Annotated in this window: 14 protein-coding genes; 1 reads left to right on the top strand and 13 read right to left on the bottom strand. The window is 68.4% G+C overall.

Annotated features, from left to right (window positions below; genetic code table 11):
* Nucleotides 1-181: 181 nt before the first annotated feature.
* Nucleotides 182-379 (top strand): hypothetical protein, encoded by a 198-nt coding sequence (locus MKL01_RS33235; protein ID WP_243909422.1) that lies wholly within the window; start codon nucleotides 182-184, stop codon nucleotides 377-379.
* A 55-nt stretch (nucleotides 380-434) separates the two neighbouring features.
* Here the strand turns inward: MKL01_RS33235 and MKL01_RS33230 are convergent, their stop codons facing one another.
* From MKL01_RS33230 to MKL01_RS33170, 13 genes are all read right to left on the bottom strand, one after another.
* Nucleotides 435-761 (bottom strand): DUF1467 family protein, encoded by a 327-nt coding sequence (locus tag MKL01_RS33230; RefSeq protein ID WP_243909472.1) that lies wholly within the window; start codon nucleotides 759-761, stop codon nucleotides 435-437.
* A gap of 5 nt (nucleotides 762-766) precedes the next feature.
* Nucleotides 767-1171, bottom strand: a complete 405-nt coding sequence (gene mce / locus MKL01_RS33225) for a methylmalonyl-CoA epimerase (protein ID WP_243909421.1) — start codon at nucleotides 1169-1171, stop codon at nucleotides 767-769.
* 182 nt (nucleotides 1172-1353) lie between these two features.
* Entirely contained in the window at nucleotides 1354-3027 is a 1674-nt protein-coding gene (locus tag MKL01_RS33220; RefSeq protein ID WP_243909420.1) for a ribonuclease J, read from the bottom strand.
* A gap of 16 nt (nucleotides 3028-3043) precedes the next feature.
* Nucleotides 3044-3847 (bottom strand): biotin--[acetyl-CoA-carboxylase] ligase, encoded by an 804-nt coding sequence (locus tag MKL01_RS33215; protein ID WP_243909419.1) that lies wholly within the window; start codon nucleotides 3845-3847, stop codon nucleotides 3044-3046.
* Between the two features lie 54 nt (nucleotides 3848-3901).
* Entirely contained in the window at nucleotides 3902-5347 is a 1446-nt protein-coding gene (nuoN, locus tag MKL01_RS33210; protein ID WP_243909418.1) for an NADH-quinone oxidoreductase subunit NuoN, read from the bottom strand.
* A gap of 10 nt (nucleotides 5348-5357) precedes the next feature.
* Complete coding sequence (locus tag MKL01_RS33205; RefSeq protein ID WP_243909417.1) at nucleotides 5358-6878, bottom strand: NADH-quinone oxidoreductase subunit M; 1521 nt, start codon at nucleotides 6876-6878, stop codon at nucleotides 5358-5360.
* A 1-nt stretch (nucleotide 6879) separates the two neighbouring features.
* Nucleotides 6880-8979 carry an NADH-quinone oxidoreductase subunit L gene (nuoL, locus tag MKL01_RS33200; RefSeq protein ID WP_243909416.1) on the bottom strand — a complete coding sequence of 700 codons (2100 nt, stop codon included), beginning with the start codon at nucleotides 8977-8979 and terminating at the stop codon, nucleotides 6880-6882.
* A gap of 82 nt (nucleotides 8980-9061) precedes the next feature.
* On the bottom strand, nucleotides 9062-9367 hold the full coding sequence (gene nuoK / locus MKL01_RS33195; protein WP_010686008.1) for an NADH-quinone oxidoreductase subunit NuoK: 306 nt from the start codon (nucleotides 9365-9367) through the stop codon (nucleotides 9062-9064).
* Between the two features lie 22 nt (nucleotides 9368-9389).
* The gene (locus MKL01_RS33190; protein ID WP_243909415.1) at nucleotides 9390-10010 is read right to left on the bottom strand and encodes an NADH-quinone oxidoreductase subunit J; all 621 of its coding nucleotides are present in this window, start codon (nucleotides 10008-10010) and stop codon (nucleotides 9390-9392) included.
* A 120-nt stretch (nucleotides 10011-10130) separates the two neighbouring features.
* Complete coding sequence (gene nuoI / locus MKL01_RS33185; RefSeq protein ID WP_007560744.1) at nucleotides 10131-10619, bottom strand: NADH-quinone oxidoreductase subunit NuoI; 489 nt, start codon at nucleotides 10617-10619, stop codon at nucleotides 10131-10133.
* 28 nt (nucleotides 10620-10647) lie between these two features.
* Complete coding sequence (gene nuoH, locus MKL01_RS33180) at nucleotides 10648-11670, bottom strand: NADH-quinone oxidoreductase subunit NuoH (RefSeq protein WP_243909414.1); 1023 nt, start codon at nucleotides 11668-11670, stop codon at nucleotides 10648-10650.
* A gap of 10 nt (nucleotides 11671-11680) precedes the next feature.
* Nucleotides 11681-13762 carry an NADH-quinone oxidoreductase subunit NuoG gene (gene nuoG, locus MKL01_RS33175; RefSeq protein ID WP_243909413.1) on the bottom strand — a complete coding sequence of 694 codons (2082 nt, stop codon included), beginning with the start codon at nucleotides 13760-13762 and terminating at the stop codon, nucleotides 11681-11683.
* Nucleotides 13763-13772: 10 nt separating this feature from the next.
* Nucleotides 13773-13982 carry a hypothetical protein gene (locus MKL01_RS33170; protein ID WP_243909412.1) on the bottom strand — a complete coding sequence of 70 codons (210 nt, stop codon included), beginning with the start codon at nucleotides 13980-13982 and terminating at the stop codon, nucleotides 13773-13775.
* Nucleotides 13983-13985: the final 3 nt, after the last annotated feature.

The following is a 13985-nucleotide window of genomic DNA, read 5'->3' as shown; positions in this document are numbered from 1 at the left end:
CCCCGCGGGCCGAGCCGGCGCCGCCGAGACCCGGTTGCGACATCGTGGGCTCTGTGAAGAGCGGGATTAGCGAGGACAAGCCACCGCTCTGTCGAGTGTTCGACATTGCCCGGTCCCGTCGTTAACCCGCCAGGCTCCCGACGCGCGCAAGGTCGTCCGGTCCCGAATGGTTGGACCGGCCATGCACTTCCAGATCCGCCAAGCCGATACGAGGTGGTCCTGGGTCCTCCTCAACGCGACCCACGAGACGATCGCCGAATCGGACCAGACCTTCCCGTCGGCCGCGCAGGCCTCGGCGGCGGCCCTCGCCTTCGCCCATCTGGTGGCGCGGGCGGGTAAGTCGCTGACGGTGATGCCGACCTCCGGCAGGCTGCTCTGAGCCGCCCGGGCCCGCATCGTCCCGAAAGATGGGGCCCGCCGTTCGGGATGAGGCGCTACAGCCCGGTGAGCGGGAATATCGCCAGGGCGAGCAGGAACGCCGCTCCGGCCACCAGCGTCGTCCAGATGGCCTTCTCGCGCAGCCGCGGCGTCGCCGGCGCGCCCGGATCCTGTCCCGGGACCACGTAGCCGGGCCGGGTCTCCGGCTGGTTGCGCAGGGGCAGGACCGCGAAGAGCAGGGTCCACCAGACCACGAAGTAGAGGGCGATCGCCCCGCCCACCGTGAGCTTGAACAGGCCCACGCCCGCCGCCACGAAGGCGGCGACCAGCACGGTGACCACCGCGAGCGTCACCGGGGTCGAGCGGGCCAGCCGCGCCATCATCCGGCTCACACCTGCTCCAGCTCGACTAGGGTACCCAGGAAATCCTTGGGGTGCAGGAACAGCACGGGCTTGCCGTGGGCGCCGATCCGCGGCTCGCCGGTGCCGAGCACCCGGGCCCCCTGTCCCTTGAGCTTGTCGCGGGCGGCCAGGATATCGTCGACCTCGTAGCAGACGTGATGGACGCCCCCGCCCGGGTTGCGCGCCACGAAGGCCTCGATCGGCGAGCCTTCGCCCAGAGGCGCCATCAACTCGATCTTGCTGTTCGGCAGCTCGACGAACACCACCGTGACCCCGTGCTCGGGCTGCGGCAGGGGCGGCGTGATCGTGGCGCCGAGCGTGTCGCGATAGACCGCGCAGGCGGCCTCGAGGTCCTGCACGGCGATGGCCACGTGATTGAGACGGCCGATCATGGTGTTCCTCCCCGTTCGAATGCCGATGGCAGGCCCTCGCCGTCTCCCTCCATCGCCCTCATCCCGGGGCCGGAGCGCACCGAAGGCCTCGAAGGAGATCTGCTTCGAGGCCCGCGCCGCGGACACTTGAGGATGAGGGGATGGGGAGGATCTGCCTCGGTCTGTCGTGCCGGTTTCGTACCTTAAACTTCCACGACCTGCACGTGGCACGCGGGCTTCTTGCCCCAGACCTCGTTGACCGCGGTCCGCACGGCCCGGTCGACCGCCTTCTCGACGCCCTCCGAGTCCTTGAGCTTGCCGCGCGACAGGCCCGACAGGGTCCGGGAGACCGCGTCCACCACCGTGTCGATCAGCGGGTCGCCCGACCGGCCGCGGTTCGGCAGGCCGATGATGTCCACCGCCGGCTCGCCGAGCACGACGCCGTCCTCGTCGATGGCGATGGCCACCGAGACCAGACCCGCCTGCATGAGCTTGCGCCGCTCGGGGATCGCCCGGTCCTTGTCGTCGATCAGGACGTCGCCGTCCTTGAACAGGCGTCCGGCCTTGACGTTGTCGATCACCGCGGGCGTGCCGGGGCTCAGGCGGACGAGGCTGCCGTTGCGCGCCTTGACGACGTTCTGCACGCCCTGGGCCCGGGCGAAGCGCGCGTGCTCGTCGAGGTGCAGCGGCTCGCCGTGCACCGGGATCGCGGTGCCGGGGCGGGTCCACTTGTACATCTCGACCATCTCGTCCCGGCGCGGGTGGCCGGAGACGTGGACGAGTTCGGTGCGGTCGGTGATCACCTCGACCCCCTGCTCGATCAGGTCGTTGATGATCGACCCGACGTCGCGCTCGTTGCCGGGGATCGCCCGCGACGAGAAGATCACCCGATCGCCCGAGGCCAGGCTGATATCCGGGTGGTCGCGGCGGGAGACCCGGGCGAGCGCCGCCCGCGGCTCGCCCTGCGAGCCGGTGAGCAGGGCCACGACCCGCTCCCGCGGCAGGCTCTTCCACGAATCCGCGCGGCGGAACTCGGGCAGGCCGTCGAGGTAGCCGCACTCGCGGGCGACATCGATCACCCGGTCCATGGCCCGGCCGACCGCGACGATCTCGCGCCCGCACGCCACGGCCGCCTCGGCAACCGCGCGGATCCGAGCGACGTTCGACGCGAAGGTGGTCACCGCCACCCGGTGGGGGGCGTCCGCGATCAGGGTCTTGAGGGTCTCGGCGACGGCCTTCTCGCTGGGGGAGAAGCCTTCCCGCACCACGTTGGTCGAGTCGCAGACGATGGCGAGAATGCCCTCGTCGCCCAGGGCCGTGAACGCTTCCGGCGAGGTGACCGAACCGGCGATCGGCGTCGGGTCGATCTTCCAGTCGCCGGTATGCAGCACGAGGCCCGCCGCGGTGCGGATCGCGATGGCGTTCGATTCCGGGATCGAGTGCGAGACCGGGACGTATTCGAGCTCGAAGGGGCCGGCATTGATGCGCCGGCCGGGCTTGACCTCGCGCAGATCGACCTTCGGAGCCCCGGGATCCGAGAGGCGGCGGGTCTCCAGCAGGTTCTTGGCGAAGCGGGTCGCGTAGACCGGTGCCTTGAGCCGCGACCACAGCTCGGAGATCGCCCCGATATGGTCCTCGTGCGCGTGGGTGATGAAGATCCCCAGCAGGTCCTTGCGCCGCTGCTCGATGAAGGTGAGGTCCGGGAACATCAGGTCGATGCCCGGCATGTTCTCCTCGCCGGCGAAGCCCATGCCGCAATCGACCATGATCCACTTCCGGCCCTTCTCCGGGCCGAACCCGTACAGGGCCGCATTCATTCCGATCTCGCCCACGCCGCCGAGCGGCAGGAAGACCAGCTCCTCCTGTCCCATCACCATCTGTCGTCGTCCAAACTCACGCCGCCGTCGCGGCCGTTCCGAAATGCACCTCGCCCGCCGTCACGGTATGCCGGTTCCCGTCGGGGGCGAGGATCACGAGCCGCCCCCCCTCGTCGATGGTCTCGAACACGCCCCTCAGGGTATGCCCGCCGCTGCGCACCGCGATCCCGGACCCGAGACCTGCGGCCTGCGCCAGCCATTCGGCGCGCAGGGCAGCGAAATTCCGTCCCCGGTCCCAGGCGCGCGCCCGCGCAGCCATCCGGTCCGAGAGAGGCTCCAGTAGCGCTTCGGCGCCGCCCACGTAACCCGTCTCCGCCAGACAGGCGGCGCCCAGACCGTCCGGGGCCGCCGCGACGTTGACACCGAAGCCGATCACCGCGGCCCGGCGGCCGCTCGGCAGCGTCTCCGCCTCCAGGAGCAGACCGGCGAGCTTGGCCGTGCCGAGCAGCACGTCGTTGGGCCATTTGAGCTTCACAGATCGGGCGCCGCCCCCGGCTTCGGTATCCGGCAGGGTGCCGCAGGCGGCCGACAGCGCATCGATCAGCGCGAGACCGGCGACGAAGCCCAGTTCCGCGAGATGCTCCGGCGGCACGCCCAGGACCGGCCAGAGCACGCTCGCGGCGAGGTTGCCCGGCAGCGACGCCCAGGCGTTGCCCCGCCGGCCCCGTCCCGCCTCCTGGCGGTGCGTCACCACCCAGAGCGGGCCGGTCTCGCCCGCGCGCGCCTGTCCCATGGCCTCCGTGTTGGTGGAGCCGAGACGATCGTGGACGTGCAGGCGATGGCCCTGGGCGCGTGCCTCGGGCCCGAGTCTGTAGCTCAAGGCGACGGTTTCTTGATCTGTCGTATGCCCGTCAAAGCCGGAACCCGCGATGCCCTAGAACAGCGACCGGGCGGCCCGGCCGGCGGCGCCGACCAGCGGTCCGGGCAGCAGGAAGAACAGCACCACCACGACGCTCGACAGGGCCAGCACCACGCGAAGCCCCGGGGCCATCGCCTCGTAGGGCTCCTTCGGCTCGTCGAAATACATGATCCGCACGATGCGCAGGTAGTAGTAGGCCCCGATCACGCTGGTGACGACGCCGATCACCGCCAGGGTCACGAGGCCCGCCTTGATGGCGGCGGCGAAGACGTAGAACTTGGCGAAGAACCCGGCGAGGGGCGGGATGCCGGCCAGCGAGAACATCATCGCGGCGAGGCAGAAGGCCAGCCACGGATGGGTGCGCGACAGGCCCGACAGGTCCTCGATCGTCTCGAACATCACGTCCCGGCGCCGGAGCGACAGGATGATCGCGAAGGTGCCGAGCGTCATCGCCAGGTAGATGATCATGTAGGTGACGAGGCCGCTGATCCCCTCCTCCGAGCCGCAGGCAAGCCCGATCAGCGCGTAGCCGATATTGGCGATCGACGAGTAGGCCATCAGGCGCTTGATCGAGGTCTGGCCGATGGCCGCGAAGGAGCCGAGCGCCATCGAGACCACCGAGACGAAGATGAAGATCTGCTGCCAGATCGCCGTCACGTCCGGCATCGCGCCGATGAACACCCGCACGGTCATCGACACGGCCGCCATCTTGGGCGCGGTGGCGAAGAAGGCGGTCACCGGAGTCGGCGAGCCCTCGTAGACGTCGGGCGTCCACATGTGGAACGGCACCGCCGACATCTTGAAGCACACGCCCGCGGCCAGGAACACGATGCCCAGCACGATGCCCAGCCCGGCATTCTCGTTCAGCGCCGAGACGATGCCGGGGAACGAGACCGTGCCGGTGAACCCGTAGACCAGCGAGGCGCCGTACAGCAGCATGCCGGAGGAGAGCGCGCCCAGCACGAAGTACTTCAGGCCGGCCTCGGTGGACTTGGCGTCGTCGCGGTGGAACGCCGCGATCACGTAGGCGGCCAGCGACTGCAGTTCCAGACCCAGATAGAGCGCGATCAGGTCGTTGGCCGAGACCATCACCATCATGCCGATGGTGCAGAGCAGGATCAGCACCGGGAACTCGAACCGGTCGATCCGCTCGCGCTTGAAGAAGTCGTGCGCCAGCAAAATCGTCGCCGACGAGCCGAGCAGAACCAGCGACTTCATCACCTTGGAGAAGGCGTCCGAGACGAAGGCCCCCGACAGGGTCGTGACCCGTCCGGGGACCGGCTGCGACACCACCACGAACAGGGCGACCAGGAGCAGGACCAGCGCGCCGATGCTCACGGATTCGGCGGAGCGGTCGCCGCGCCAGGCGCCGTAGAGGATCAGGACCAGCACGCCGATGCCGAGGATCAGCTCGGGCAGCAGCGGCGTCAGCGAGGGCAGCACGGAGTGGACGGTGGGCATTGTTTCCGTCTCAGCGCGGGATCGGGAGCGCGGCGGCCGCGGTCTGGGTGTTGGCGAGGGCGGCCTTCATGCTCGCCATCAGCGCATCCGTCGAGGGCGCGAACACGTCGAGGATGGGGGCCGGGTGCACGCCGTAGTAGATCGTCAGCACCACGAGGGGCGCCAGGATGATCTTCTCGCGGGTGTCGAGGTCGAGGATGCCCTGGAGGTTCGGCTTCTCCAGCTTGCCGTAGATCACCCGGGCGTAGAGCCACAAGGCGTAGCCGGCCGACAGGATGATGCCGAAGGTCGAGAAGAACGCGACGTTCGGGTTCGCCTTGAAGGCGCCGAGCATCGACAGGAACTCGCCGACGAAGCCGGAGGTGCCGGGCAGGCCGACATTGGCCATGGTGAACACCATCATGGCCACCGCGTAGAGCGGCATCCGCTTCACGAGGCCGCCATAGGCCGAGATCTCGCGGGTGTGCATCCGGTCGTAGACGACGCCGACGCAGAGGAACAGCGCCCCCGACACGATGCCGTGGGAGATCATCAGGAACAGCGCGCCCTGGATGCCCTGCTCGTTCAGGGTGAACAGGCCGAGCGTCACGAAGCCCATATGGGCCACCGACGAGTAGGCGATCAGCTTCTTGATGTCGGTCTGCATCATCGCGGTGAGCGAGGTGAAGATGATCGCGATCACCGACAGCGCGAAGACCAGGGGGGCGAAGTCGTGGCTCGCCACCGGCAGCATCGGCAGGGAGATCCGGATGAAGCCGTAGCCGCCCATCTTCAGGAGGATGCCGGCCAGGATCACCGACCCGGCGGTCGGCGCCTCCACGTGGGCGTCGGGCAGCCAGGTGTGGACCGGCCACATCGGCATCTTCACCGCGAAGGAGGCGAAGAAGGCGAGCCACAGCCAAGTCTGCATCTCCACCGGGAAGCGGGTCTGCAGCAGGGTCGGGATGTCGGTGGTGCCGGCCTGCCAGTACATCGCCATGACGGCGAGCAGCATCAGCACCGAGCCGAGCAGGGTGTAGAGGAAGAACTTGAAGCTCGCATAGACCCGGCGCGCGCCGCCCCAGATCCCGATGATCAGGAACATCGGGATCAGGCCGGCCTCGAAGAACAGGTAGAACAGCAGCAGGTCCAGCGAGGCGAACACGCCGATCATCGTCGTCTCGAGGACGAGGAAGGCGACGAAATACTCCTTCACCCGGAAGTGGATCGAGTGCCACGAGGCGCCGATGCAGAACGGCATCAGGAACGTGGTCAGCAGGATCAGCGGCATCGAGAAGCCGTCGACGCCGAGCTTGAACCGGATCGTCTCCGTGAGCCACGCGTGGCTCTCGACCAGCTGGAAGCTCGCCGAGGCCGCGTCGTAGCGGCTCCAGGCCACCAGCGAGAGCAGGAAGGTGACCACCGTGGTGGCGAGCGCGGCCCAGCGGCTGTTGCGCGCCACCGACTCCTCGTCGCCGCTCAGCGTCAGGATGAAGGCCGCGCCGCAGAGCGGCACGATCAGCAGGCCGGAGAGGATGCCGAGACCGAGCATGTCAGTGAGCACCCTTGGGCAGGCCGGACATCAGGTACCAGCTGATCAGGCCGGCGACGCCGATGAGCATCACGAAGGCGTAGTGGTAGAGGTAGCCGGTCTGCAGGCGGACCACGCCGCGGGTCACGTCCACGACGCGCGCCGCGATGCCGTTGGGGCCGAGCCCGTCGATGATCCGGCCGTCGCCCTGCTTCCATAGGAACAGGCCGAAATCCTTGGCCGGGCGGACGAAGATCCGGTCGTAGATCTCGTCGAAGTACCACTTGTTGAGCAGAAACCGGTACAGCGACGGCTGCTGCGCGGCGAGCGCGCGCGGCAGCTCCGGCCGGCGGATGTACATCCAGTAGGCCAGGACGAAGCCGAGGATCAGCATGATCAGCGGCGAATAGGAGACCAGTGCCGGGACCTCGTGGATCTCGTGCATGATGTGGTTGTCCGGCCCGTGCGCCAGGGCGTGGCCCCAGAACGCGTCCATCCCCTCGCCGATGAAGCGGTTGTGGAAGATGATCCCGGCGAACAGCGCGCCGAAGGCGAGGATCGCCAGCGGCACCGTCATCACCGGCGGGCTCTCGTGGGGCGTGTGGTCGCCGTGCCCGTGATGGTCGTCGGCGACGAGGTCGCTCCTGTGCGCCGGCTCGATGTCGTGACCGTGATCGTCGTGGGCGACGCCCTCCGTGTGGCCGGGCGCCCCGTCGGCCTCGTGCGCCATGGCGGAATGCGCCACCGCGGGGGCGTCGTGATGGTCGTGGGCCGCGTGGGCGCCCCAGCGGGCCGGACCCTCGAAGGTCATGAAGAACAGGCGCCAGGAGTAGAACGAGGTGAAGAACGCCGCCACCACGACGCAGAGAAAGGCGAGCGTGTGCCCGGGCCGGCTCGACGCGTAGGCCGCCTCGATGATCGCGTCCTTGGAGTAGTAGCCCGCCGTGTAGGGGAAGCCGATCAGCGCCAGGGAGCCGATCGCCATCATGGCGCTGGTGTAGGGGATGTAGCGGCGCAGGCCGCCCATGTTCCGCATGTCCTGCTCATGGTGCATCGCGTGGATGACCGAGCCGGCGCCCAGGAACAGCAGCGCCTTGAAGAAGGCGTGGGTGAACAGGTGGAACACGGCGGCCGAGTAGGCGCCGACGCCGAGCGCCACGAACATGTAGCCGAGCTGCGAGCAGGTCGAGTAGGCGATCACCCGCTTGATGTCGTTCTGCACGAGGCCGATCGTGGCCGCGAAGAACGCCGTGATGCCGCCGATCACCGTCACGACGACCAGCGCGTTCGGCGCCTCCTCGAACAGCGGCGACAGGCGCGCGACCATGAACACGCCGGCCGTCACCATGGTGGCGGCGTGGATCAGCGCCGAGACCGGGGTCGGGCCCTCCATGGCGTCCGGCAGCCAGGTGTGCAGCAGGAACTGCGCCGACTTGCCCATGGCGCCCATGAACAGCAGCAGGCAGGCGAGCGTCAGGGCGTTCCAGTCGTAGCCGATGAAGTGGAAGGTGAGCGTCTTGATCGCGTCGACCTTGCCGAAGATCGCGTCGAACGCCACCGAGCCGGTCAGCACGAACACCAGGAAGATGCCGAGCGAGAAGCCGAAATCGCCGACCCGGTTGACGATGAAGGCCTTCATGGCGGCGGCGTTGGCCGAGGGCTTCTCGTACCAGAAGCCGATCAGCAGGTACGAGGCGAGGCCGACGCCCTCCCAGCCGAAGAACATCTGCACGAGGTTGTCGGCCGTCACCAGCATCAGCATGGCGAAGGTGAACAGCGACAGGTAGGCGAAGAACCGCGGCCGGTGCGGATCCTCCTCCATGTAGCCCACGGAGTAGAGGTGCACGAGGGTCGAGACCGTGGTGACCACCACCAGCATCACCCGGGTCAGGGCGTCGATCTTGAACGCCCAGTCGACCTGCAGGTCCCCGGCCGAGAACCAGGAGGCGACCTGCACCCGCTCGGCGTGACCGCCGTCGAGGAACACGCCCCAGGCGATCAGCGCCGTGAAGGCGAGGAACGCCGTGGTGATGTACTCGCACGCCCGCGCCCCGATGTACCGGCCGAACAGGCCAGCGATCAGGAAGCCGATGAGCGGGAAGAAGACGATCGCGTGATACATCGCTCTCTTGCAGTCCGTCCTCCGGGCCGGCCGCCTGGCGGCGGCGTCCGGATGTCACTCGGGGCGGGCGAAGAAGAAGGTCCTAGCCCTTCATCATGCTCACGTCCTCGACCGCGATGGAGCCGCGGTTGCGGAAGAACACCACCAGGATGGCGAGGCCGATCGCCGATTCGGCGGCCGCGACGGTCAGCACGAACAGGGCGAAGACCTGCCCGGTGATGTCGTTCAGCTGCGTCGAGAAGGCGACGAGGTTGATGTTGACCGAGAGCAGGATCAGCTCGACCGACATCAGGATGACGATGATGTTCTTGCGGTTGATGAAGATGCCGAGCACGCCGAGCGTGAACAGGATCGCCGCGACGGTGAGGTAGTGGCTCAGGCCGATCATCGTTCGGTTCCTTCGGCGGTCATCAGACCTCCACGCCCTGGCGCGAGGGGACCTTACGGGTCTCCACCGCCATGGCCTGGGTGCGGGCGTTCTGGACCGCGATGTTCTGGCGCTTGACGCCGGGCCGGTCGCGGAGCGTCAGCACGATCGCGCCGATCATCGCGACCAGCAGGATCAGGCCGGCGAGCTGGAAGAAGTAGGCGTAGTCCGTGTAGATCACCCGGCCGAGCGCCTGGGCGTTGGTCAGGTTCTCGGCCGCCGCGACGTTGCCGAGCGGCGCCTGCACCAGGCCCGGATCGATGCTCCAGGAGCCCACCACCAGCAGCAGCTCGACCAGGAAGATCGCCCCGATCAGGGCGCCGACCGGCAGGTATTGCTGGAAGCCCTGGCGCAGCTCGGCGAAGTCCACGTCGAGCATCATCACCACGAACAGGAACAGCACCGCCACCGCGCCGACGTAGACCACCACGAGGATCATCGCGAGGAACTCGGCACCCATCAGGACGAACAGCCCGGCGGCGTTCACGAAGGCCAGGATCAGGAACAGCACCGAGGCCACGGGATTGCGTGATGCGATCACCATGAAGCCCGACGCGACCGTGACGCTCGCGAACAGGTAGAAGAAGGCGGCTGCTGCGGTCATGCGCTGGTCGGGATCGGCCGCCGGAGCGGCCCCTTCTGCCGTGCGTGGAGACGGTCCGCAGCGGGCGGCCCGTCTATAGAACCCGGTCGGCGGGGGCACAACAGCGCCCCCGGCATGGGGTCAGCGATAAGGTGCATCCATCGCGATGTTGCGGGCGATCTCGCGCTCCCAGCGGTCACCGTTCAGGAGGAGCTTCTGCTTGTCGTAGAGCAGTTCCTCGCGGGTCTCGACCGAGAACTCGAAGTTCGGCCCCTCCACGATGGCGTCCACCGGGCAGGCCTCCTGGCACATGCCGCAATAGATGCACTTCACCATGTCGATGTCGTAGCGCGTCGTCCGGCGCGTGCCGTCGTTGCGGCGGGGACCCGCCTCGATGGTGATCGCCTGGGCCGGGCAGATCGCCTCGCAGAGCTTGCAGGCGATGCAGCGCTCCTCGCCGTTGGGATAGCGGCGCAGCGCGTGCTCGCCCCGGAAGCGGGGCCCGCGATGGCCCATCTCGAAGGGGTAGTTGATCGTGGCCTTCGGCTTGAAGAAATAGCGCATGCCGAGGATCATCCCCGACACGAACTCCTTCAACAGAAGGCTCTTGGCGACCTGATCGAGCTTCATGCCCGGATCTCCGATGCGAAGGGTGGGCTCAGGCGCCCGGTGCGAGACCGGTCAGCTTGAGCACGAAAGCGACGACGACGACCGAGACCAGCGAGATCGGCAGAAAAACCTTCCAGCCGAGGCGCATGAGCTGGTCGTAGCGGTAGCGCGGCACGATGGATTTCACCATCGCGAACAGGAAGAACAGGAAGCTCGCCTTCAGGACGAACCAGATCACGCCGGGCACCCAGGTGAAGGGCGCGAACGGGATCGGCGAGAGCCAGCCGCCCAGGAACAGCACGGTGCCGAGGGCGCACATGCTCATGATGGCGACGTACTCACCGAGCATGAACAACAGGTACGGGGTCGAGGAATACTCGACCATGTAGCCGGCCACGAGCTCCGATTCGGCCTCCGGCAGGTCGAAGGGCGGGCGATTGGTCTCGGCGAGCGCCGAGATGAAGAACACCACGAACATCGGGAACAGCCACAGCCAGTACCAGCCGAACAGGCCGAGGCTGGTGTCCTGCGCCATCACGATGCGCGAGAGGTTGAGCGAGCCGGCGCAGAGCAGCACGCAGATGATCACAAAGCCGAGCGAGACCTCGTAGGAGATCATCTGCGCCGCCGAGCGGAGCGCGCCCAGGAAGGCGTATTTCGAGTTCGACGCCCAGCCGCCCATGATGACGCCGTACACGCCGAGCGACGAGATCGCGAAGATGTAGGTGATGCCGACATTGATGTCGGCGATCGCCCAGCCGTCCGCGAGTGGGATCACCGCCCAGCTCGACAAAGCGAGCATCGCGAAGACCAGCGGCGCCAGCAGGTAGATCGCCTTGTTGGCGCCCGCCGGGATGACCGGTTCCTTCAGCACGAACTTGAGCAGGTCGGCGAAGGACTGGAACAGGCCGAACGGCCCGACCACGTTCGGGCCGCGCCGCAGCTGCACCGCCGCCCAGATCTTCCGGTCGGCGAGCAGCGCGTAAGCGATGAAGATGAGCAGCGCCGAGAGCAGCACGAAGCTCTTCAGCACGATCAGGAGCACGGTCCCGAGGATTTCGAGCGACGTCATCGGTGCGTTCCTACTCGGCCGCCGCGAGGGGCTGCGCCTCGGCGGCCCGTTCGCGGGCCAGCCGCGAGCACTCGGCGAGGATCCGCGAGGCGCGGGCGATCGGATTGGTGAGATAGAAGTCGGACACCGGCGAGGCGAAGGCAGGCCCGCTCGCCGAGCCGCCCAGGGCCGCCAGCCGCTCAACCGCCTCGACCGCATTGCCGGGCTCGACGGTCCCGACCGCGGCGAAATGCGGGTGCGCGGCGTAGAGCGCCCGGCGAAGTGCGGTGAGCGAGTCGAACGGCAGGCGGTGACCCAGCACGTCCGAGAGGGCGCGCAGGATCGCCCAGTCCTCGCGGGCATCGCCCGGCGGGAAGGCGGCGCGGTTGCCCATCTGGACCCGCCCCTCCGTGTTCACCCAGGTCGCCGACTTCTCGCTGTAGGCGGCCCCCGGCAGGATCACGTCGGCCCGGGAGGCTCCGCGGTCGCCGTGGGTACCCTGGTAGATCACGAAGGCGCCCGGGGGCACGTCGCGCTCGTCGGCGCCGAGGTTGAACAGCACGTCGAGCGCGCCGGGCTCCAGCATCTGCGCGAAGGTCAGGCCCCCCTCCCCCGGCACGAAGCCGAGATCCAGGGCCCCGACCCGGGCGGCCGCCGTGTGCAGCACGCCGAAGCCGTTCCCCTCGGCCGAGACCGCGCCGACGTCCCGGGCCAGCGTCGCCGCCGCCGCCAGGATGCCCGGCGCGGCGTTGGCGCCGACGATGACGAGCGGCGCCTTCGCCTCCTTGAGGATCTCGAGGAAGCTGTGCTCGCCGCGGGCCAGCGCCGCCAGCGACTCGGGGCCGGCGCCGATGTAGTGGCTCGGGTAGGTCAGGTCGACCGGCTCGCCGATCACCCCCACCGCCAGCGGCGCCATGCGCCAGCGCTTGCGGATGCGGACGTTCAGCAGCGAAGCCTCGGTGCGCGGGTTCGCGCCGACGATCAGGATCGCGTCCGCGGCCTCGATCCCCGGGATGGTCGGGTTGAAGATGTAGGACGCGCGGCCGAGCGCCGGATCGAGCCCGGCGTCGGTCTGGCGGCAATCGAGGTTGGGCGAGCCGAGGCTCCGCATCAGTTCGCGCAGCGCGAACATCTCCTCGACGCCCGAGAGATCCCCGACGACCGCGCCGATGCGCTTCGGGTCGGCGCCCTTCACCCGGGCGGCGATGGCCTGGAACGCCTCACCCCAGGAGGCCGGGCGCAGCCGGCCGTTCTCGCGCAGGTACGGCCGGTCCAGGCGCTGCATGCGCAGCCCGTCGATGTGATAGCGGGTCTTGTCCGAGATCCACTCCTCGTTGACCTCCTCACTCACCCGCGGCTCGATCTGCATCACCTCGCGGCCGCGGGTGTCGATGCGGATCGACGAGCCGACCGCGTCCATCACGTCGACCGATTCGGTCTTGTTCAGCTCCCAGGGGCGCACGTTGTAGCTCTGCGGCCGGTGCACCAGCGCGCCGACCGGGCACAGGTCGGCGACGTTGCCCTGGAGTTCCGAGGCCATCGACTGCTCGAGGTAGCTGGTGATCTCCATGTCCTCGCCGCGGCCGATGGCGCCGAGATCCGGCACCCCCGCCACCTCCGCGAGGAAGCGCACGCAGCGGGTGCAGTGGATGCAGCGGTTCATCGCCGTCCGCACCAACGGGCCGATGTGCTTCTCCTCGACCGCGCGCTTGTTCTCCTGGTAGCGGGTCGAGTCGACCCCGTAGGCCATGGCCTGGTCCTGCAGGTCGCAATGGCCGCCCTGGTCGCAGATCGGGCAGTCGAGCGGGTGGTTGATGAGGAGGAACTCCATCACCCCTTCCCGGGCCTTCTTGGTGCCCTGCGAGCGCGTCAGCACCTCCGGCGGCTCGCCGTTCGGGCCGGGGCGGCAATCCTTCACCGCGTAGGCGCAGGAGGCCACGGGCTTCGGCGCGCCCTTCAATTCGACCAGGCACATCCGGCAATTGCCGGCGATCGACAGGCGCTCGTGGAAGCAGAAGCGCGGGATCTCGGCCCCGGCGGCCTCGCAGGCCTGGAGCAGGGTGTAGTCGGCGGGGACGTCGACCTCGGTGCCGTCGACGAGGATTTTTGTCATCGGTGCAATCTCAGTGCGGGGCGTCGGCGAGATCGAGGCGTCGCTCGGTGCGTTCGATGCGAAGCTCGACCCTGTCGATCCACCGGTGGACGCCAGCCAGATTCTCTTCGACCGCCGCCATGCGGCCCTTCAGTTCGCGGACATCGTCCCTGAGGCGATCGACCTTCTCGTCGATCCGCCGCAGGTACACGGGCATCAGGTTGTCTGGCTGGCCCGTCATGGC

Origin of the sequence: Methylobacterium sp. J-070 (assembly GCF_022829385.1) — a bacterium.
Taxonomy (GTDB): domain Bacteria; phylum Pseudomonadota; class Alphaproteobacteria; order Rhizobiales; family Beijerinckiaceae; genus Methylobacterium.
This window is presented reverse-complemented; position numbering and strand designations above follow the sequence as displayed.